This is a genomic window from Pelotomaculum schinkii (assembly GCF_004369205.1).
Classification (GTDB): Bacteria; Bacillota; Desulfotomaculia; order Desulfotomaculales; family Pelotomaculaceae; genus Pelotomaculum_C; species Pelotomaculum_C schinkii.
Genome location: NZ_QFGA01000001.1, coordinates 293,320 through 314,568, shown reverse-complemented (window position 1 = coordinate 314,568; position 21,249 = coordinate 293,320). Strand labels below are relative to the sequence as shown.

At 48.7% G+C, this 21,249-nt stretch carries 18 protein-coding genes and 1 pseudogene; 2 read left to right on the top strand and 17 right to left on the bottom strand.

The annotated features are described in order from the left end of the window. Positions 1 to 85: 85 nt before the first annotated feature. The 5 genes from Psch_RS01595 to Psch_RS01570 all read right to left on the bottom strand — a co-directional run bounded on the left by Psch_RS01595 (position 86) and on the right by Psch_RS01570 (position 5,338). Positions 86 to 820, bottom strand: a complete 735-nt coding sequence (locus tag Psch_RS01595) for a nicotinamide-nucleotide amidohydrolase family protein (protein ID WP_134217652.1) — start codon at positions 818 to 820, stop codon at positions 86 to 88. Positions 821 to 1,275: 455 nt separating this feature from the next. Then, the gene (locus Psch_RS01585) at positions 1,276 to 2,745 is read right to left on the bottom strand and encodes an AAA family ATPase (protein WP_190238927.1); all 1,470 of its coding nucleotides are present in this window, start codon (positions 2,743 to 2,745) and stop codon (positions 1,276 to 1,278) included. Beyond that, the gene (locus Psch_RS01580) at positions 2,729 to 3,304 is read right to left on the bottom strand and encodes a hypothetical protein (protein WP_190238926.1); all 576 of its coding nucleotides are present in this window, start codon (positions 3,302 to 3,304) and stop codon (positions 2,729 to 2,731) included. The genes Psch_RS01585 and Psch_RS01580 overlap by 17 nt, the downstream gene beginning before the upstream one ends. A gap of 110 nt (positions 3,305 to 3,414) precedes the next feature. After that, entirely contained in the window at positions 3,415 to 4,746 is a 1,332-nt protein-coding gene (gene rimO / locus Psch_RS01575; RefSeq protein WP_190238925.1) for a 30S ribosomal protein S12 methylthiotransferase RimO, read from the bottom strand. Between the two features lie 94 nt (positions 4,747 to 4,840). Further along, the gene (locus Psch_RS01570) at positions 4,841 to 5,338 is read right to left on the bottom strand and encodes a YajQ family cyclic di-GMP-binding protein (RefSeq protein WP_190238924.1); all 498 of its coding nucleotides are present in this window, start codon (positions 5,336 to 5,338) and stop codon (positions 4,841 to 4,843) included. A gap of 461 nt (positions 5,339 to 5,799) precedes the next feature. On the opposite strand from Psch_RS01570, the gene Psch_RS01565 reads away from it, so the two are divergent. Further along, complete coding sequence (locus Psch_RS01565) at positions 5,800 to 7,422, top strand: DAK2 domain-containing protein (protein WP_190238923.1); 1,623 nt, start codon at positions 5,800 to 5,802, stop codon at positions 7,420 to 7,422. Between the two features lie 16 nt (positions 7,423 to 7,438). Next, positions 7,439 to 8,281, top strand: coding sequence for a DegV family protein (locus Psch_RS01560; RefSeq protein WP_190238922.1), 843 nt, complete (start codon positions 7,439 to 7,441; stop codon positions 8,279 to 8,281). Positions 8,282 to 8,475: 194 nt separating this feature from the next. Here Psch_RS01560 and Psch_RS01555 read toward each other — a convergent pair whose 3' ends face one another. The 12 genes and pseudogenes from Psch_RS01555 to Psch_RS01500 form a co-directional block, all read right to left on the bottom strand. Beyond that, positions 8,476 to 9,219: a helix-turn-helix domain-containing protein gene (locus tag Psch_RS01555; protein ID WP_190238921.1), complete on the bottom strand. Its 744-nt coding sequence runs from the start codon at positions 9,217 to 9,219 to the stop codon at positions 8,476 to 8,478. Between the two features lie 64 nt (positions 9,220 to 9,283). Beyond that, positions 9,284 to 10,318, bottom strand: a complete 1,035-nt coding sequence (gene mnmH, locus Psch_RS01550) for a tRNA 2-selenouridine(34) synthase MnmH (protein ID WP_190238920.1) — start codon at positions 10,316 to 10,318, stop codon at positions 9,284 to 9,286. Positions 10,319 to 10,417: 99 nt separating this feature from the next. Then, a complete protein-coding gene (locus Psch_RS01545) occupies positions 10,418 to 12,658 on the bottom strand; it encodes an FtsK/SpoIIIE family DNA translocase (RefSeq protein ID WP_190238919.1) in 2,241 nt (746 codons plus the stop codon). A 142-nt stretch (positions 12,659 to 12,800) separates the two neighbouring features. Continuing rightward, positions 12,801 to 13,583 carry an undecaprenyl-diphosphate phosphatase gene (locus Psch_RS01540; protein WP_190238918.1) on the bottom strand — a complete coding sequence of 261 codons (783 nt, stop codon included), beginning with the start codon at positions 13,581 to 13,583 and terminating at the stop codon, positions 12,801 to 12,803. A gap of 113 nt (positions 13,584 to 13,696) precedes the next feature. Beyond that, positions 13,697 to 13,909, bottom strand: a complete 213-nt coding sequence (locus tag Psch_RS01535) for a YlzJ-like family protein (protein WP_134217641.1) — start codon at positions 13,907 to 13,909, stop codon at positions 13,697 to 13,699. Beyond that, a complete protein-coding gene (locus Psch_RS01530; RefSeq protein ID WP_190240187.1) occupies positions 13,906 to 14,739 on the bottom strand; it encodes an ATP-dependent Clp protease proteolytic subunit in 834 nt (277 codons plus the stop codon). The genes Psch_RS01535 and Psch_RS01530 overlap by 4 nt, the downstream gene beginning before the upstream one ends. Before the next feature lie 509 nt (positions 14,740 to 15,248). Beyond that, positions 15,249 to 15,482 carry a hypothetical protein gene (locus tag Psch_RS01525; protein ID WP_134217639.1) on the bottom strand — a complete coding sequence of 78 codons (234 nt, stop codon included), beginning with the start codon at positions 15,480 to 15,482 and terminating at the stop codon, positions 15,249 to 15,251. Positions 15,483 to 15,737: 255 nt separating this feature from the next. Beyond that, positions 15,738 to 15,852: pseudogene (locus tag Psch_RS01520) on the bottom strand (ATP-dependent Clp protease proteolytic subunit); the annotation flags it as partial. 83 nt (positions 15,853 to 15,935) lie between these two features. Further along, complete coding sequence (locus Psch_RS01515) at positions 15,936 to 17,603, bottom strand: ribonuclease J (protein WP_190238917.1); 1,668 nt, start codon at positions 17,601 to 17,603, stop codon at positions 15,936 to 15,938. Positions 17,604 to 17,956: 353 nt separating this feature from the next. Beyond that, positions 17,957 to 18,841, bottom strand: a complete 885-nt coding sequence (gene dapA / locus Psch_RS01510; protein WP_190238916.1) for a 4-hydroxy-tetrahydrodipicolinate synthase — start codon at positions 18,839 to 18,841, stop codon at positions 17,957 to 17,959. 24 nt (positions 18,842 to 18,865) lie between these two features. Then, positions 18,866 to 20,089 (bottom strand): aspartate kinase, encoded by a 1,224-nt coding sequence (gene dapG, locus Psch_RS01505; RefSeq protein ID WP_190238915.1) that lies wholly within the window; start codon positions 20,087 to 20,089, stop codon positions 18,866 to 18,868. Positions 20,090 to 20,183: 94 nt separating this feature from the next. Further along, a complete protein-coding gene (locus Psch_RS01500) occupies positions 20,184 to 21,203 on the bottom strand; it encodes an aspartate-semialdehyde dehydrogenase (protein ID WP_190238914.1) in 1,020 nt (339 codons plus the stop codon). Positions 21,204 to 21,249: the final 46 nt, after the last annotated feature.

Sequence of the window (21,249 nt, the reverse complement as noted above, 5' to 3'; positions counted from 1 at the left end):
TCCCATAATTAAAATGTTTAAGCGGATAATTTGAAACTATACTGGCATAAAACTTAAAACCCTGGGTTCCAACAAGAATACTCCTTCACGCTTTGGACAGAAAGCGCCTGACTGTGTTCAGCGCCGCATTAACGGTTCCCTGCCTTACTCCTGCGCGGTTGCCGGGAAAAACATACCGGCCGCATAGATCGCCGCTTGCAGCGGACAGGCCTATATAAACCAAACCAAGCGGCTTGTCCGGGGCGCCGCCGTCTGGCCCGGCAATACCGGTAACGGACAGGCCTATATCGGAAGACGCTCTGTTGCGGATCCCCCCGGCCATAGCTAAGGCGGTCTCTCTACTGACAGCGCTATGTTTTTCCAGGACCTCCGGAGGCACGCCTAGAAAGCTTTGCTTTAATTCATTGCTGTAGGCTACTACGCCGCCTTTGAAATATACGGAACTCCCCGGCAGGTCGGTCAGCCTGGCCGAAATAAGTCCACCTGTACATGATTCCGCGAGGGCGATAGTTAATCCTCTTTGTCTTAGCAGCGCACCCACCAAATCTTCGATAACTTCACCGTCACAGCTAAAAATATATTCTTCCAAGCGGGCTTGCACTTTGGCCGCAATAGCCTCCAGCTTGCTGTCAAGGCTGGCGCTGTCATTTTGTACCGTAATTTTGACTTGTATTTCGCCGGGAACGGTCAGGTAGCCGATACTGGCGCTATCCTCAACAGCCAGGTCTTTAATCAGCTCCCGAACAGCCGTTTCGGAAATCCCGGCTAATTTGAACACTCTGGATCTTGTTGCCGCATCCTTAAGAAAATCGTCTTTCATTTCTCTATCGTTCCTTTCTTCATAGAAAAATATTTCTACTACGAAATTCCTGCATCATCGACCCGTGATTAGATGGTTTCCCATCCCAGCCGAAAGGGATCTCTACAGACGTAAATTGCCGGAGAACTTCAGGTACTCACATTATAAGCAATGATTCTTGCATATTTCTTCAGGCTGACAGCAGCATTAACGTCACGGTCGTGATGCGCTCCGCAAGCAAGGACAGTCCCATTCACGAATAGACAGGGGCATGCTATCCATTACAGAACCGCAAGATGAGCATGTCTTGCTGCTGGGATAAAAACGGGAGCGACTATCAGTAAAAGCAATATAAGTTTGGAACCCCAATTTAATATTATAACACATTTTGGAACTGAAGTCATAAGATTATCACCGTTATAAAATAAACCGCGCCGGGGTTGGGTAACCCTTGGCGCGGCTAAGATAACTTCATCTTAATGGACCAGCGAACGAAACTGCTCTCCGGTAATTTTCTCTTTTTCCAACAGGACTTCCAAAATTTTGTCAAATACATGTTTTGAACCTTTAATGTATTCTCTGACTCGATCTTCCTGCTCTTTCACAAGGCCGGCTATTGTTTTATGTTTCATTTCTTGAGGCAGGCTGTCCAGGCAGACCACACCTAACTCTGACATGCCGGAACGCAGCATTTGTTCAGCTGTCCGCACGGCCTGGTCAAAATCACCTGCTGAACCGGTGCTGCGATTGCCCAAAACAATTTCCTCAGCCACCGCTCCGGCCATCATCACCGCAATTTGGTTCTCCAGTTGATCCTTGGTGTAGAGGTAGGTGTCGTCTTCCGGGGTCTGGCGCATATACCCCAGGGCGTCCCCCCGCGGGGTAACGGTCAGTGTGGAAACCGAACCATTTCTCACCATTTCACTAATTAACGCGTGTCCGATTTCATGAATAGCTACCCTTTTCATTTCTAATTTCGAGGGACGCTTGTCAAGTTTGCCCCCCATCATTACCTTGTCAATTGACTCGTTAAAGTGGTGCTGGCAAATTTCCTTGGAGCCTTCCCGCATAGCCAGGATGGCTGCCTCATTCGAGAGGCTTTCTAAGTGGGCGCCGGAAAAGCCGAAGGTCTCTCTGGCGATTACATCCAATTTGACATCCTCACCAAGAGGCTTGTTCCTGGTATGAAGGTTTAGGATTACCTTCCGCCCCTCCTTGTCCGGCAAATCCACCTTGACCCTGCGGTCGAAACGTCCCGGCCTTAAGAGGGCGGGGTCAAGCATATCGGCCCGGTTTGTAGCGGCCACCAACAAGACTCTCACACTGTCTTCCATTCGCAAGCCATCCATTTCCACAAGCAACTGGTTTAAAGTCTGATCGTATTCCAGGTGACTGGTGGTCTGTCCCCTTTTACCGCCCAGGATTTCAATCTCATCAATAAAAATGATGGCGTTGGTTTTATGCTGCCGCTCGGCATCTTCCCGGGCAGTCTGGAACAATTTCCTGACCCGCTGGGCTCCGACACCGGCATACATTTCGATAAACTCACTTCCGGATGCCGCTACAAAAACTGCTTCAGTGTAGCTTGCAGCCGCCTTGGCCATCAATGTTTTCCCGGTACCCGGGGGGCCTGTGAGCAGAATTCCTTTTAAGGGGCGGATGCCCAGACGCTTGAGGGTTTGATGGTTTTTAATGAAATCCAGCGCTTCCCTCAGTTCCTGGATCGCCGAGTCCTGTCCGCCGATATCCCTGAATGAGACTTGATATCGTCCGGCGCCATCTGTACTTTTAAAACTCTTGGCGCTAAAAAGTCCTCTTGTTTTGGCCAGGAAAAATACCCCGGCGCCGGCCGCGGCAAGGAACAAAATTGGTGTAATATCGTATCCCAGCACCAGCAGGGAAATTATTGCGGCAAGCCCCAGTCCGATGCTAATTTCCTTGATCATTATTCCCACCTCCGGTGGCAGGCGCCTGGCCATTACCGTAATTCTTATTTACACTGAGAGCAATTACCTGATCAAGGGTATGCCCTTCGTGTTTCAGTCTCAAATAGATATTTTCCTGATCAACGTTAATGATCGCATCTACTCCGGAGGCACGGGCTTCCTCATTAACCGCAGCAGCCATGTCCTGGAAATTGCCTTGAAAGGACGCCTCGTAAACGGCATACTGGGAGTTGAACCAAACCTGTCTTAACACATCATTGCGATTGTCACCCAAGATCAGTTGGAAGTCCTTTTTGCCCATGGCATCGGTAAGTTCTTTACGGAGCTCTTTGTAAGACAGCATCATGTCCGCGTCATATTTCAGAGTTACATTTACCTGAAGTACGCTTCCTTTATTGCTTATGCTAAATGATTCAATTGACTGGTTGCTGTTCAAGGCATAATTGAGCGGATCATTAAAAATGTATTTTTGATACAACCATTGGCCTGCAAAAAATAAAGCCATACCGGCCAGCAAAGAAACAATAATAATAGGGATTTTTAAGCCCTGCCACTTCATACCGACCTTCCTCTCTAAAAAGGCGTTGTCGTCTAATAATTATAGCATAACGGGCTTTATCATTCCCTAGTAAATATCTGGGTAAAAAACGGTCCTGACGTCTGTGCAATCTATTCACGAACCAGTTTACCGGTCAGGTCATATGGCTGTGCTGCAGTAATTAGTACCTTTACGAAATCACCAGGTTGTAAATGGGTCTCGGATGTGAATTTTACCTTGCCATCAATACCGGGAGCGTCACCTTCGCTTCTTCCGGTATAAGTCTTCCCGGTATTTTTCTTTTCTACCAGAACTGACAACTGGGCGCCAATTTTCCCGCGATTTTTTTCGTGAGATATCTTTTGCTGGAGAGACATCGCTTTATCCCGTCTGGCCATTTTAATTTCTTCGGGAACCTGGTCCGGCATGGAAGCTGCCGGAGTATCCTCTTCCCTGGAATAGGTAAACACACCAACCCGGTCAAACTGCATCGAGGTCATAAAACTTAAGAGTTCCTCAAAATCCTCTTCGGTTTCGCCCGGAAAACCTACTATAAAAGTGCTCCGTAGAATTATCCCGGGGATTTCGGCCCGCAGCTTTTTTATTAGCCGCTGTATTTCTGCATTGCCGCCCTGCCGCTTCATCCGCTGTAAGACTGAGTTTGATGCGTGCTGCAGGGGTATGTCCAGATAGTTGCAAATCTTTTTTTCCCGGGCTATAAGACGGATAAGTTGATCGTTAATGAGAGATGGGTAAGTGTAGAGCAGTCTTATCCAGATAAGTCCCTCCAAACCGGCCAGGCGTTCGAGCAGGCTGTCCAGATACGGCCGGCCATATAGATCCAGGCCGTAACGGGTGGTATCCTGAGCTACCAGGACCAGCTCTTTGGTCCCTTGTTTAACCATACCGGCAGCCTCGTTGATAATATCCTCCGCCTCCCTGCTTCTGAACGGGCCTCTTACGAGAGGAATTGTACAATAAGAGCACCTGTTGTCACAGCCTTCTGCAATTTTTAAATAACTTGTGTAGGATGGCGTTGCCTGCATTCTGGGCTGCAACGAGGTGTGGAGGTAACCAGGACTTTCTACCAAAAAAGCTTTTTCTCCAGCCAGAGCCCGTCGTACCAGAACAGGAACCTCATGTATTGCGCCTGTTCCGATAAGACCGTCAACTTCCGGCATTTCCTCTGTCAGCTCACGATGGTAGCGCTGGGCCAGACACCCCGCCACCAGTAGCGCGCGGCAATTTCCTTCCTCCTTGAGCCGCGCCAGTTCAAAAATTGTTTTGATGGACTCTTCTTTGGCGTCGTTGATAAACGAACACGTATTAACAATGATGACATCCGCTTCCTTTTCACGGTTGGTAATAATAAAGCCGGACTCCTTCAGGAGTCCCAGCATGATTTCAGAATCAACCAGGTTTTTCGGGCAGCCCAGACTGACCAGTCCGACTTTTATAGTCATCAGGATGTCCTTTCTTAAGCAGTTTTATATAGTATAACCCAGTACGGCGCCACATCAAAAGATATGGCAATATAAGCCGGATGCGGGGAATGCGCTAGAATGTCCGGTAATTAATAAACTGCAGCGGGATATTAAATTCATGGCCTTTGATAATCTTCATGATTTCCTGGAGGTCGTCACGGTTTTTACCACTTATTCTAACCTGGTCGTTTTGAATCGCAGCCTGTACTTTAAGCTTGCTTTCCTTAACAAGCTTGGTTATTACTTTGGCAAGTTCTTTGTCCACCCCCTGGACAAGGTTAACCCGCTGGCGGACGGTGTCCCTGGCGGAGGGTTCAATCTTACCGTACCTTAAGGCTTTTAAATTAATACCCCTTTTTACCATCTTTGCTTCCAAAATGTCAACCACATTCTTTAGTTTAAACTCGTCATCTCCGACAAGAGTAATCTGTTCGCCGTCATAGGTTATTCCGCTTTTGCTGCCTTTAAAATCAAACCTGGTTTGAAGTTCCTTAAGCGCCTGGTTGACGGCGTTGTTGACCTCCTGGAGATCAACCTGTGAAACGATATCGAATGTATTTTCTTTTGCCAAAAGTTTTACACCTGCCTAGCTGCTATTTTTTTAAATGTTACAACCTAAACAGAGAAATGTCAAAGGTTACCTGAAATGAATATCTTTATTACAGCAAGTCCAATCTGCTATGATAACGGATAGATCAATATCGGGAGGTTGAAGAATGGACGACCTGAGGCAAGAACAAGAAATAATAGGCAACGACCAGGATGCTGACAACAACCTTGATGAGCTTTACCTTGTCCCTATTTATTTCTACTAGGCAGTCATCTCACTAACACGGCGCGTTAGCGCCGGACTTTTGTGGTTAATGTAACTTTTGTGCGAATGAATTCACACCTACATTTTCAGTGTAGACACAAGGCTTTTTTCTGTATCTTTCAATAAAAGCCTCAATTTTCTCCCTTACCGTAGCCTGCAAAGGAAAAGCAGTGAAAACGTCGAAATAAATATAAAAAAGATTCACGAGGGGAAATCCTGTGGGAGTATATTCATTCGACGGCGACGATTTAAAATTGATGTTTCGGGGAGCAGTAGACCTGCTGGAACAGTCAAAGGGAGGTATTGACGCTCTCAATGTTTTTCCGGTTCCCGACGGTGATACCGGGACTAATATGTACCATACCCTGGCTTCGGCTGTGAAAGAAGCCGTCGCCACAAATTCCAATCATATCGGTTTGGTGGCGGAGGCTGCCGCCAGGGGCGGTCTTATTGGCGCAAGGGGTAATTCCGGTGTAATTCTTTCTCAGGTTCTGCAAGGGTTCGCCAGATCGCTGAGGGTTAAGGAAAGAGCAACTGCTGTAGATATCATAGAGGCTTTTGAAGATGGCGCCAGTATGGCTTACCAGGCGGTATTGAGTCCGGTGGAAGGTACTATTTTAACCGTAGTAAGAAAAACTGCTGAAGAAGCTGCGGCTCAACGCAGCAACAATCTGCTCCGCATGATGGTCGCGGTTTTTAAAAAAGCCTTTACGGCCCTGAAGGAGACGCCCAATCAGCTTCCGGCTCTTAAAGAGGCCGGCGTTGTTGACGCAGGCGGGAAAGGTTTTGTTGTTATCCTGGAAGGATGTTTGAGCGCCCTAAAAAGCGCCTCACCGGCCGCCAAGGCCATATTGCAGCCAGTCGCCGGCCGGGAGGCCGAGACAGGTGTAAAATTGGGAAACACAAGGGCAGTAGAAACCATAGGTTTTTGTTACTGTACCGAGTTTTTGCTCACTGGAAACGGCCTGCCACTGGAAAAAATAAAACAGGAATTATCAACTTACGGTGATAGTCTTATGGTGGTTGGCTCAGGGGATCTGACCAAAATCCATATACACTCCAACCACCCTGGACTTGTCATTGAATACTGCTTGAAATACGGCGCCTTGAACGATTTAAAGATAACAAATATGCGCGAACAAAATAAGGCCATGCGTTCAAAAGGCGCTCAGACAGACCCGGATAATATTTTTAGTATTATCTCTGTGGGCTTTGGTATGGGTATTATCGAGATCATGAAAAACCTCGGGGCGGATATGGTTATTGCCGGGGGGCAGACTTTGAATCCCAGCGCCGGTGAAATTTTGAGGGCTATTGAGGAGCTGAAAGCTGAACAGGTCGTCATCCTGCCCAACAACAAAAATGTGGTTATGACGGCGGAGCTGGCAGGCAGTTTATCACTTAAGGATACTATTGTAGTTCCTACTAAAAGCATACCCCAGGGGTTAAGCGCTCTTTTGACCCTTAATCCGGGAGACGATATTGCCGTTGCGACACAAAAAATGAACCTGTCCCTGTCATCGGTCCGGACGGGGGAGATTACCAGGGCGGTTCGTGATACCAACTACGCGGGGATGGAAATTACCAAGGACAGCATTATTGGCCTGGCTGATGGGGACCTCAAAACCAGCGGGAAAGATCTGTCTGGAGTAATGGAATACTTGCTGGCGGCCATGCTTCATGGTGAAGGACGGTTGGTGACCCTTTACTTTGGAGAGGGAGTGTCTTCAGAGCAGGCTGAAAGGCTGGCTGATCAGATGATGCAGAAATTCAGCGGGCACGAGTTTGAAGTGCAAAACGGCGGTCAGCCGGTATATGACTTTATAATTTCCGTAGAATAAGCAGGTGTTATATCACATGAACAAAATCGCCATAGTAACCGACAGTACCGCCGACCTCCCAAATGAGCTGGTCTCCCAATATGGTATTACAGTGGTGCCGCTTAAGGTGATTTTTAACGGTAATGATACGTTTTTTGATGGCGTGGACATGCAAACAGAAGAATTTTACCAGCGCTTAACGGAAAAGGGGCAAACAGCAACCACATCCCAGCCTTCCCCTGCTGAGTTTGCCGATTGTTACGGGCACCTACTGCCTCAATATAGCATCATTTCTATTCATATCAGCTCAGTTATGAGCGGCACTGCGCAGTCAGCGCGAGTGGCCAGGGATATGTTTCCGGGAAGTGATATCGAAGTCGTTGATTCCAAGTCGTGTAGTATGGGGCTCGGCCTGTTGGTCCTGGAGGCAGCCCGGGCTGCCATGATGGGCAAAAGCAAGGCTGATATCATGGATATCATACATAAGACAATTCCCAAAATCAGGTTGTTTTTTAGCGTCGACAGTCTAAAATACCTTAAAGAAGGCGGCAGAATCGGGAAAGCTCAGGCTTTGTTGGGCGCCATCCTCAGTATAAAACCAATTCTATACTTAAATGAGGGTGTTGTTGAGCCATATGAAAAGGTTCGGGGCAAAGCCAGAGCGATTGAACGATTGGCGCAAATTATTGCGGAGAAAGCAGGCGGTAAAAGGATCAAATGCTGTGTTTTACATGGTGACGCTCCGGAAGGCGCAGAGCTGGTCCTGAAATTATTAACGCCAATTGTGAACTGCGATAAGCCGATTATTTCTAAAGTCGGACCGGTTGTAGGGACACACGTTGGGCCAGGCGTGGTGGGAGCAGTCTTTATAACTGAGTAAACCGCGCAGCTTCAGCGGTACGGCACTACCCTGAAAACAAGAGTCCGGCATACGAAGCGATACCCCAAAAATGTAGGTGCGAATTCATTCGCACAAATGTTTGCTCTTTCTCTGTAGGATCAGCGATACGGCTAACCCTTTTGCATAATATAGCCCATTGTGCTCAATAACTGCCGGTTACCGGCAGTTTTCCTTTAGCCCGTCGGGGAAGATGTGAACTCCCGGTCGATAACCGCTCCTTCCTCACCAAGAAAACCGAGGTCCTGCCCATTTAGCTGTACCTGAACCACACCGGCGTTGCCCAGTCTAAAAGAAATTTTCTCTGTGCCCGTAAACTCTTGGGTCTGACCGGCCGACACCTCACCCTGAAAGGCGGGCGCGCCATCCACAATTACCCGCATCCAGCATGTATTCTTGGTCACGCTGAAAGTCAGCCGAACCCCCTCCTGCTTGTTGATTGGCTCCTCTGCCGGGGGCTGCTGACCGACGGATGGATTGGGAGGAGCCTGGTTCTGTTCTTCGGTCTTGAACTCCCCTCTGGCGGGATGGTTGAACCCTATGCTACGTACTGTGTAATAGACAGATACAGTAAGCCCCATCACAATCACCACCGTCGCCAGGTAAAGCCAATAGCGGGGTTTTTGGCCGCGTTTTAATTCGGGTTCAGTCCGGCTGATATTGTTACTGTCCTGAGGTTGAGGCGCCTCTTCGGCAGGGGAGTGGTTAAAGGCGGCCATAACTTCTTCAACATTGAGGTTTAAAAACCGGGCATAATTTTTCAAAAAGGCCTTGGCATAAACCTGACCGGGCAGGACCTCATACTGCTCGTTTTCCAAAGCCTGCAGGTACTTGCGGCGGATCTTGGTTTCTTCTTCAACTTCCTCCAGGGACAACTTGCGAGCTTCCCTGGCTTCCTTTAAGCTGTTGCCGATTTCCATATGATCTCCTCCCACGCCGGCTTAACTAGTACAAAGTAACATCCAACTCGCCGTGAAACTGCCTTCAGAGCCCTTTGGCAAATTCCACAATATCATCTACAGCCTTCTTCATATCAGTGGTATCCACACAGAGGTCGTAATTATCGTCCGGTACTTCCGGGTACTTATAGAGGGGGTCGTAATAATACTTCAAAAGATAGGTGAAAACCGGTTCGAAATTGCCTTCGGCCAGCATGCTGTTTAACGTTTCCACCCTATTGCGGCCTATCTTCTTTTCGAGAGAGGCGGTTGCCCTTTGCAGTTCCTTGATATTATTGTCAGGACCACAGGTATAGACGTCGCGGATCCTTTTTACCCTCTGGTCAATCGGCGCGTACAGAAGAACGCGAATTCCATTTTTAATAGAGGACATCAATGGGGACGGTACCAGGAGGTTGCCTATCCGCCTGCTTTCACACTCGACGAAAAAAATGCTGTTATCTCCGAGGGTGGTTAAAAATTTTACAATAGAACTTTCAAACGCCTTTTGGGAGGGTGAGGGCGGCAGGCCGATCTTACCGTAAACCGAGCCGCGGTGTTCGGCAAGGCCCTCAAGGTCAAGCGCCGGCAGTCCTCTTTCCTCCAGCGCAACCAGCGCCTCGGTTTTTCCAACACCGGTTAGGCCATGCAGCACAACTGCTTTCTGGGTAAGCTCCTCCCGGCCCAAGTAGATGTTGACATATTGGCGGTAAGCCTTATAGCCGCCAATTACCCGGTAAACGGGATAGCCCATGATATCTAACAGGCCGGCCATGAACTGGCTGCGTTGTCCACCCCGCCAGCAAAATATTGCCAGGCTTTTATCCCCTGCCAGCTGGTCAACGGCTGTCAGTTTTTGCGGAAGCTTTGGGGCAACCAACTTAAGGCCCAGCCTTCGCGCGTGATCAGGCCCTGCCTGATGATACAAGGTTCCAATAGCTGCTCTCTCTTCATTTTCAAAAACAGGGATATTTACAGCGCCCGGAATGGTCGCTTCTGCAAACTCACCTTCCGAACGGACATCAATGAATAAAGCGTTTTTTAAATTTAGGGCTTCTTCAATAGTTATTTCTTCAACCATCGAGCGCACCTGCCGGTCCAGCTAAACCATACAATCTTAGGGTCTCCTTTTTTAAGTAAATATATTACGCCAGTCCTGTCAAGTTAAAGGTAGAACATATCACCTCTTCTTAAAAACTTGCTGGTACTGCTCCAGTGACATTAGTATTGCCCTCGGTTTGCTCCCCTCATAACCCCCCACGATACCCCTCTTTTCCATAATGTCAATAAGGCGCGCGGCCCTGGCATAGCCTATGTGCAGTCTCCGTTGCAGCATTGAAATAGAGGCGTGCCCGCTCTCGATAAGAATTAAAACCGCCTGAGCCAGCAGTTCATCCTCAATCTCCGGGGCGGGCTCCTCTGCAGGGGTTTCAACAAGGATCTTATCATCATATACGGGCTCGGCCTGCTTTTTAAGGTAGTTGACCAGGTCGTCCACCTCGCGATCGGAAAGAAAGGCGCCCTGAACCCGGACCGGCTTAGATGCTCCCACCGGGAAGAACAGCATGTCCCCCTTACCGAGGAGTTTTTCAGCCCCTCCCATATCCAGAATGGTGCGCGAGTCTATTTGGGAAGATACCGCAAATGAAACTCTGGAAGGAATATTGGCCTTGATCAGGCCGGTAATTACGTCCACGGAAGGGCGCTGGGTCGCCACCACCAGGTGGATGCCGGCAGCCCTGGCCATCTGAGCCAACCTGCATATTGCGTCCTCAACGTCGGCAGGGGCGACTATCATCAGGTCGGCCAGCTCGTCTATAATTACCACCATGAAGGGAAGCGGCTGGGCGCCGCCCGGATCTTTTGTTCTAATTACGGTATTGTAGCGGGTGATATCACGAACGCCAACAGACGCAAAAAGCGTGTAGCGGCGTTCCATCTCCCGGGCCGCCCAACGCAGAGACGTTGCCGCTTTTCTTGGGTCTGTAACCACCGGGGACGCCAGGTGGGGAATACCGTTATAGGTAGCCAGTTCGACCATCTTCGGATCTATCATTAAAAACTTTACTTCATCGGGCGTGGCTTTGAATAGTATACTTGCGATCAGGGTATTGAGGCAGACGCTCTTACCTGAACCTGTTGCTCCAGCAATCAGCAAGTGGGGCATTTTAGCCAAATCGCTAACAATAGGGTTTCCGGCAATATCCTTACCGAAAACTACGGTCAGCTTTGATTTGGCCTGCCCGAACTCCTGAGTTTCCAGCAAGTCTCTAATGTGGACCATGGATATCTCCTTGTTCGGGACCTCGATACCCACCGCAGCCTTCCCGGGGATAGGAGCTTCGATCCGCACATCCGGCGCTGCCATGGACAGGGCAATATCATCGGCCAGGCTTACAATTCTGCTGACCTTAACCCCTGCCGGAGGTTGGATTTCATAGCGGGTAATGGCGGGTCCCCGGGAAACCTGCATTACCTTTGCCTTCACGCCGAAACTCTCCAGGGTTTCCTCAAGGATACGAATATTTTCATTGATATCTTTACTCAAACGAATATTTTTAGCCTTCAAGGGACGTGATAGTATGGTCAGGGGTGGCAGTTTGTAAGCGCCCAGATCCCCTGAGAAGTCCTTGTTAAACAGGGCATCCAATTCTTCATCTTCTTTTGCTTCTTCACCAGGTCCAGCTTCCGGCCTGTCCGGGTTGACAACCTCTTTTTTGCTGTCATAGTCAGAAATCATGGGGATATTCTGCTCATTACCGGCCCGTTCTTTCAGCCCTGCGGGCGGCGCCCCGGTTGGGAATGGTTCCTCCGTATTATCTATAATGACAGGAGCATTGGCTGGAGCCTCCTTGTCTTCTTCTACCTTGGTGAAGAAAAAGTTGTCCAATCCCTGCAAGCTGCTTTTAACCCCGGACCACAAACCGGATGCAAATCCCTTGGTCAAGGTTGCCAGGGAAAGGTTGGTTAAAAGCAGGAGCGCGATAATCCCGGCGGCGGCAAGAATTATATAGGTGCCGACAATTCCGAAGGATTTTCTTAAAATATAGCTGAATACAGCTCCCAAAAGGCCTCCGCCGTCACCGTTCCAACCCGCCTTGAAGGAGTCGTCCACAGGTATAATCAGGTGGCAAAAGGTCAAGATCAATAGGAACAAGAGCAGCGCTCCATACATTCTTTCGGACACCGTGGTGGTACTGCGCCGCTTTAGCACCAGCCTGGCGCCTCCCATGGCAAGAAGCAATGGAAAAAGGTAGCGCCCTTCTCCCGCAATACTTTTGAAGACCCTGTCTATACATACACTGACCAGCCCGGAGGAAGGGACCAGAATGCTGAGTAGACCAAGCACCCCTAAGGCTATGAGGGCGATCCCGATAATTTCATATTTGAGCTCTTCCTTCATTTGACCTAAAATTCCCATGAATTTCCCTCCCCCCAGAAATAATATACCATAGTTATCGGCAAAAATCCTAGAAAACTAAATACTATTAACCCTCCGGGGCCACCGGAGGGCAGCATGAAAAATTAATTTGGCATATCAAAAGTACGCGTCCAATATGAGATTACCTGGCCAGCGCCAGGATAATTACGGCAGAACCAACAACGAAGCGGTACCAGGCAAACACCGCGAAACTGCGTTGTGACAGGTATCTGATCAGAAAGCCTATGGCAATAAAGCCGACCACCGCGGAAGAGACTACCCCCGTCAAAAAAGCTGCGTCCAGGTCCCCGGGCGACAGGTCTTTCATTTTATAAAGCCCTGCTCCAACAACAATCGGGGTTGAAAGTAAAAAAGAGAACCTGGCGGCGGATGCACGGGTAAAACCCAGGGCCCGGCCGGCGGTCATAGTAATCCCGGAACGGGACACGCCGGGAATAATAGCCAATGCCTGGGAGAGACCTATCAGCAGGCTGTCAAGGAGAGAGACAGAATCTATGCTCTTTACGCTGGCAGCTCTACGGTCGACCCAGTAAAGAATAATCCCCATCACAATCAGCATAACGCCGATCAATAAAGGTGTGCGCAATACTGTTTCGGCCTGTTCTTCAAAAAGATAGCCGATAGCGCCCCCCGGTATTGTCCCCAACACCAGGTACCAGAATAGCGCAGCTTCTTTGCTCCCTTTTCTGGTAACAGCAGAGCTGAGCAGTGTAAGCCAGTCCTTCCAAAAAAAAGCTACCACTGATATAAGAGTTCCTATATGCAGTGCGACATCAAAGGTAAGCCCGGCATATTGCCACCCCAAGGCCCATGGAACCAGGACCAGATGAGCCGAACTGGAAATAGGAAGAAACTCTCCCAGGCCTTGTATTATACCCAGCACCAGCGCTTCTGTCAGGGTCAAACGAATACCTCCTTTTGTAGATTTTCAACACAATACTTTTTATTATATCACGAGGTTGACCGGACTGTGAAAATCCTTCCAAAAAAAATTCCTGGTTAGACCAGGAATGGTGTTTAACAATTTATGATACTGCCCGGCGCAAGTTCCGGCTTCAGGTAGTCGAAAGGATTCGTACTTAACAGCTTGACAATCTTCTGACGTCCGAACCCTGCCGATTCCACCACCATCGCTACTCCCTGATATTCGATGTCCCGGTACGCAGGGTACCTGGTAGTGTCGAAGCCTTCCAATACCAATTCCAACTGCATCGGAGTATAAAGAATCACTGGAGTACCGCCTCTTTTCTTCTTTGCTTCCAATCATCAACCATGGTGTTGATTTTATTGACAGCGTCGCCAATCCCTCCAACCGCGTCAATCAGACCAACCTCAACGGCTTCCTTACCAATAAGAACAGTCCCAATATCTCTTGCCAGGTCTCCGGTCCGGAACATCAACTCGCGAAATTTTTTTTCAGTAATGTTTGAATGCATTGTAGTAAAACGGACTACCCTGTCCTGCATCTTGTCAAGGTATTCATAGGTCTGTGGAACGCCGATGACCAGGCCGTTGAGGCGAATGGGATGAATAGTCATGCTGGCGGTGTCGGATATAAAGGAATACTTGGCCGCAACCGCAATCGGAACTCCGATAGAATGACCCCCTCCCAGGACAACCGAAACGGTCGGCTTGGACATACTGGCTATCATTTCGGCAATGGCCAGGCCGGCTTCAACATCCCCGCCAACGGTATTAAGGATGATTAATACACCCTCAACCTCGGCTGCCTGCTCCAGAGCTACCAACTGCGGAATCATGTGCTCATACTTGGTGGTCTTGTTCTGCGGCGGAAGGACCAGGTGCCCTTCGATTTGCCCGATGATGGTCAGGCAGTGAATATTGGACTTGACTTCAGGAATGGGGGCCGAACCCATTTCCTTCATGGATTCCATGGCTCCTTTGGATTTACCGGCAACTCTTTTACCGTGCTGCGGGTCCCGTCCGGGATCCGCTTCTTTATCAGGTTCTTCCCGCCTTTCCGGTTCAGGAGCAATCCCCGGCTCCGGACAAGGCGCCGGGGTAAAGGGGAAAACTCCCGGCTGAGGTTCAACATGCATTGACGACACGAATTTCACTCCTGACTTGTACTTGGATATACGCGGACCATTCTATGACTTCTCTATTATGTTTCAAATCAAATAAAAAATACACCCATGTGCCTGGTAGCCCCTAATAAAAAGAAAGAGCGCCAAAAGCCGCAAGTAACGGCATCACAGCTGTAGGTCTGTCTGGCCGTTGGCGGTGAAGGTGGCCAGCTGGGGATAGTTGACGACCTTGGGCATCCCGTCGCCGTAGTATTCGTAGCTGTAGCTCTTGCCGTCGGCGCTGAAGGTGGTCAATCTGTTCAGGTTGTTGTAAGCTCTTAACTGTCAAACTTGAGTTTGGTCAGCCTGTTCAGGGATTCGTAATAATAGGATTGTTGTGGGAGAAGGGACCTGTCCCCTTTTTAGATGAGCTGTCCGGCGACGGCCGGCAGCACGGCAGTCAAAAAAAGAAAGACTGCCGCAAGTGCGAACAATCTCTTGAACACCAAAATCACTCTCCTGATATTATTTTAATTACGTCCCTATTTTAGGCGTTTTATTATGCCTACTTCTTCTTCCTGAGTGGAAAGCCGGCTGTCGATCTTCTTAATGTCAGCCCAAATATACTTAAGCTCATTTTTAATTTCTACCTGGCCTTGTTCAAGCACCTTCTGACCTTGTTCAAGTGCTTTTACGCTTTGTCCGAGTTCCTTCTGGCCCTCCGTAAGCATTTTCAGTTGGTCAAGCACAAGCCTTTGGAATTGTTCATTATCCATATCTACCAACTCCCAACAATCACCTTAATAAGTATTTCCACGAGAACCTCGTTTTTCCTGCATTATGATTTATACCATACCGTGCTCTGCACTCCATGTTAAAAATTTTTTCATCGGAATACACCCTGCGGGGGAAAAACAACCATTGCGAATAAGGCTAAAAAAAGGCTCCTAACTTGTTGAGCTCAGAGCCTTTAAAATAACTTCGAAGCCTTGGTATTCCTGGCTTTTTCTATAGGGTAGTGACAAGGACTCAATCGGGACGCCGATAGAGTGGCCACCTCCCAGGACAACCGAAATAGTCGGCTTGGACATACTGGCTATCATTTCGGCAATGGCCAGACCCGGCTTCAACATTCCCGCCGACAGTCCCCTAATAAAAGAAAAGAGCGCCAAAAGCCGCGAATAACGGCATCGGCGCTCTTTATTAAAACATTAAGCTATAACCTTTCCTCAAACTTCCATGATAATTGGCAGTATCATCGGCCTTCTCCTGGTTTTTTCGAATAAATACTTTCCTAAAACGTCTCTTACCTGAGACTTCATTGAGGACCACTCGGAGATTCCCTTGCAAGTGCATTTTTCTAATGATGCTTTTACTCTCATCCTTGCTTCCTCGAGCAGTTCTTCGGATTCCCGGACATAGACAAATCCCCTTGAGACAATATCGGGACCTGCCATGATTAACCCTGTTTCACGGTTTATTGTGACCACTACGATCAGGATACCGTCCTGAGACAGCATTCTACGATCCTTGAGGACAATATTCCCTACATCTCCAACACCGAGCCCGTCGACAAGCACCTTTCCGGCAGCGACTCTGCCGGCGACTCTGCCCGAGCGACGAGTGAATTCCAATATTTGGCCGTTTTCCCCCACAAAAATGTGCTCCGGTGAAACCCCTACGTCCCTGGCGAGTTCGGCATGCCTGATCATCATTCTGTATTCGCCGTGGATAGGGACAAAGAACTTCGGCCGGGTCAGGTTAATCATGAGCTTCAATTCCTCCTGACTCGGGTGGCCGGAGACATGAATGCCGGACATTGACTCGTAAATTACCTTGGCGCCAAGCTTGAACAACTGGTCGATAATGCGCGCAACCAGCTTTTCGTTGCCGGGTATCGGTGTAGCCGAAATAATAACGGTGTCGCCAGGTAAAATTTCTACCTGACGGTGGTCTGAAAGGGCCATCCTGGTCAAAGCCGACATTGGTTCACCCTGGCTTCCGGTGGTAAGGATCGCAACCCTGTTTTTGGGCAGGCGGTTAGCCTCCTCAAGTTCGATCATGATACCGTCGGGGATGTCCAGATATCCCAGTTCGGTGGCGACGCTGACCACATTGACCATGCTCCGCCCCACCACAGCAACCTTGCGGTTGTGCTTGTATGCTGCCTGAATGGCCTGCTGAAGCCTGTGCACGTTGGTGGCAAAAGTGGCAATGATAATCCTGTCTTCGGCTGCCAGGCGAAAAGTTTCATCAAAAGTGTTTCCGACAAAACGTTCGGACATGGTATAACCGGGCCTTTCCGCATTGGTGCTGTCGGAAAGTAAGACCAACACGCCTTTTTCACCCAGCTGAGCCAAGCGCTGAAAATCAGTTACCTGACCGTCCACCGGCGTCTGGTCAATTTTAAAATCGCCGGTATGAAAAACCACGCCAATCGGTGTATGCACAGCAATCGCCACTGCGTCTGGAATGCTGTGTGATACTTTGATGAACTCGATTTTAAAAGGACCAACCTGTACCACATCTCTCGGTTTTACCGTGTGCAGAATGGTTTCACTGATCATATTTTGCTCTTTCAGTTTACCATGCAGCAGCCCCAAAGTGAGTTTGGTCCCGTAAACCGGTACATTTAGCTGGCGCAGCACATACGGCAGGGCGCCGATATGGTCCTCGTGACCGTGGGTAAGCACAATTCCGAGGACGGAATCCCTGTTTTCCAAAAGATAGGTAATATCCGGAATAACGATGTCAATCCCCAACATACCTTCTTCAGGGAACATTAAACCGCAGTCAATAACTAAAATTTTCTCCCCAAATCTCACCGCCATCATGTTTTTGCCGATTTCCCCTAACCCGCCAAGGGGTATCAGGGACAATTTAGGTTCTTTTGACAAATCCACACCTCCTAACCATTTCCAAAAAAAAATCCTTTTCACGTTTGCAACAGGTGAGATAATTCAGGAGAAGGTGGGGAAATATATAATTAGACCGCTCCCGGGAAATCCGCACAGTTAAAAAACACTCAAATATAATTGTACTATATTTTATTACCAATAACAACAAAATTTAAAACATAATGTTAACAGCCAAGAGCCTGATATTGCAGCAAATAATCTCTCAAAATAGGCCAGAGCATAATTTCCCCCAAAAAACCGCATATCATACATAAAAAGGAGCTGCGTTTTAATAAGCAACTCCTCTTCTATCCCCTTAGTTGGCACACTCGATTATCAACGATGGTTGGCGCTTAAAAAAGGTTGATATTTTCCAGAAGTTCTTTGATAGCTGATTTTTCTGTCGAGGTTGCTTCCACTAAAGGCAGGCGTGTTGCTCCAACCTGCCACCCCTTCAAATTCAAGGCGGTTTTTACTGGAACCGGGTTGGTGGCGATAAATAAACCTTTAAAGAGGGGGAACAGTTCGAGGTGAATTTCGTTGGCCAGGGTGGTGTTTCCGGATGTAAACGCATTAACCAGTTCCTGCAAACGGGGTCCCACCAGGTGCGATGCCACACTGATAACACCTTTCCCGCCCAGCGCCAGCATTGGCAGGGTCAAAGAATCATCGCCGCAGTAAATCGCAAAACTGTCCGGCAAAAGCCTGCGTAATTCACTGACCTGATCCATACTGCCACTGGCTTCCTTAATCGCGACAATATTGTCAATTTCAGCGAGCCTGGCCACGGTTGCAGGCAGCAGATTTACAGCTGTTCTGCCCGGTATGTTATAGATCATTACAGGAAGGTCGGTACTCTCTGCCAGAGTCTTAAAGTGTTGGTAAATCCCTTCCTGAGATGGCTTATTATAATACGGGACTACCAGCATTACCCCGTCAACACCAACTTTTTCGGCTGCCCGGGTTAACACAATGCTATCCGCGGTTGAATTGCCGCCTGTTCCAGCCAAAACAACGGCCTTTCCTCCTACCTCTTCCACCACGGCCCGGAAGAGTTCTACCTTCTCGTCCTTAGTAAGTGTCGGCGACTCCCCTGTTGTTCCGGCTATGACCAGCCCGTCCGAACCGGAAGCAGCCAGGTGGCGCGCTAACTTCCTGGCCTGGCTCAGGTTGACGCTCAAGTCCTTATGGAAAGGCGTGACCATGGCGGTCAAGATCCGCCCAAAATCCACATTCAATTCTGTTCACCTTCCTTGTTTTACTCATTGTTGCCGGAACTCACGGTGAAGAGCGCGAATGCCCTTCTCCATGTCTTCCTTTTTAACCAGCACCCAAATAGTAGTATAAGAATCAGCGGACTGCAGGATCGTGATTTGTTCCCGGGCGAGCGCCTCAACGATTTTTGCCATCACACCAGGTACGCCGGTCATTGCCGCGCCTACGGTTGCAATTTTGGCACAGTCAGGCAGCACCTGCGGGGAGATACCAATATTGTCCAGAACCTGTACGGCTTTCGAAACGTCTGTGTTTTTAACAGTAAACAATATTACATCGGGATGCACGTTAATAAAATCCACACTAATCCCGGCCAGTGCCAGACTCTTGAATATTTTTTTTTGGAAATCAATTTTATCCGTAATAGTATCGGCTATTATTTTTATCTGGGTAATATCTGAAATATAGGTAATGCCGGTCACTGTCCGGTCCCTGGTAATATCAATGGAGCCATTTTGCATTTCACCCTGTGAGGTTACCAGCGTACCCGGCCCGCCGCTGAAGGTTGATTTAATCCGCAAAGGGATTCCTTTCTGCATAACAATCTCAACTGCCCTGGGGTGGATTACCTTGGCCCCTTCATGAGCCAGCTGGCAGATTTCGTTATAAGTAACATTTTCCAGCGGCAAGGCGTCTTCTACAATTCTTGGGTCCGCCGTCATTATTCCCTCGACATCGGTATAAATATCAACCCAGGCAGCATCAAGAGCCACACCCAGCGCAGCCGCCGTAGTGTCACTCCCCCCCCGGCCAAGGGTCGTAATCTCCCCTTGCTGCGTAACACCCTGAAATCCCGCCACAACCACAATCTTCCCAGCAGAAGCATGTTTCATTATATACTCGGGTTCAACCCTTAATATTCTTGCTTCATTGTATTCACAGTCGGTAATAATACCCGCTTGTGAGCCGGTAAGAAATACAGCAGGGCAACCCGTTTTTTGGATGGTTGCCGCCATAATTACACCCGAAATAATTTCACCGCATGACATTAGTAGATCGCTCTCACGGGGAGCAAGCTCTGTATTGCCGCTGCACGCAAAGGAGAGCAAGGTATCGGTGGCATAAGGATCCCCCGCGCGTCCAATGGCAGACACCACCACAACCGGGGCATAGCCTTCCTGTTTAGCCTGGATCACCCTGGATACAGCAATATCCCGTTTATCCTGACTCACCAGGGAGGTGCCGCCAAACTTCTGGACAATAAATCTCATTAAACAATCTCCTTTTCAGCCTTCAACCTCGACACCGGTCGATTGGCGCCATGACGCTGCTGCGGGCTTCAGTAGAGAATGACAGTTTGAGGCATTAATTATTCATCAAACATCCGTATTCGACAAGCAACTCCGCAATCTGGACAGCATTTGTAGCGGCCCCTTTGCGGATTTGATCCGCTACCACCCAAATGTTTAAGCCGTTGGGGATTGAATTATCCTCCCGGATGCGACCGATAAAAACTTCGTCGCGGTTGGAAGCAAACAAAGGCATGGGGTAAAGCTTGGCGCCGGGGTCGTCAATAACTACAATACCCGGAAAACTTTCAAATAAACGCTTTGCTTCCTGAGCAGTTATTTTTCGGTGCGTCTCAATATTAACAGCTTCCGAATGGCTGCGGTAGACCGGTACCCGTACAGTGGTGGCCGTTACGGCAATAGCGTCATCGTGCAGGATTTTTTGGGTTTCCTTGACCATTTTCCATTCTTCTTTGGTGTAATCCAAATCCATAAAGACGTCTATATGAGGAATTAAATTAAAGGCTATAGGGTAAGGGAAAATTTTTGGGGTTATTTCACCCTGATCAAGCACAGCCCTGGTCTGCCCCGTAAGTTCCTCAATACCCTCGCGTCCCGCTCCAGACACCGCCTGGTATGTTGCTACCACCACCCTCTTAATTTTGGCAGCGTCATGTATTGGTTTTAATGCAACCACCAGCTGTATGGTTGAACAATTTGGGTTAGCGATAATACCCTGATGCCATTTTACATCTTCGGGGTTAACTTCCGGTACCACCAGCGGAACTGCCGGATCCATTCTGTAATTACTGCTGTTGTCGATAACGACTGCGCCACGCTCAACGGCGGCAGATCCAAATTCCTTGCTTGCAATGCCCCCTGCGAACAGAGCTATATCCATTCCGTTGAAAGAGTCAGGTGTAGTGATTTCCACCTGATACGGTTGGTCTTTGAAAAGCATAACTTTACCTGCGGAGCGTGAGGTTGCGCAAAGTCTTAATTCGCCGACCGGGAAATTTCTTTCATCAAGTATTTTGAGCAATTCCTGGCCCACCGCTCCGGACGCCCCAACGATAACTACATTGAACTTCTTCAAATATACCCCTCCAAATACAGTTTAAATGCATATGTTTTATAAGAAC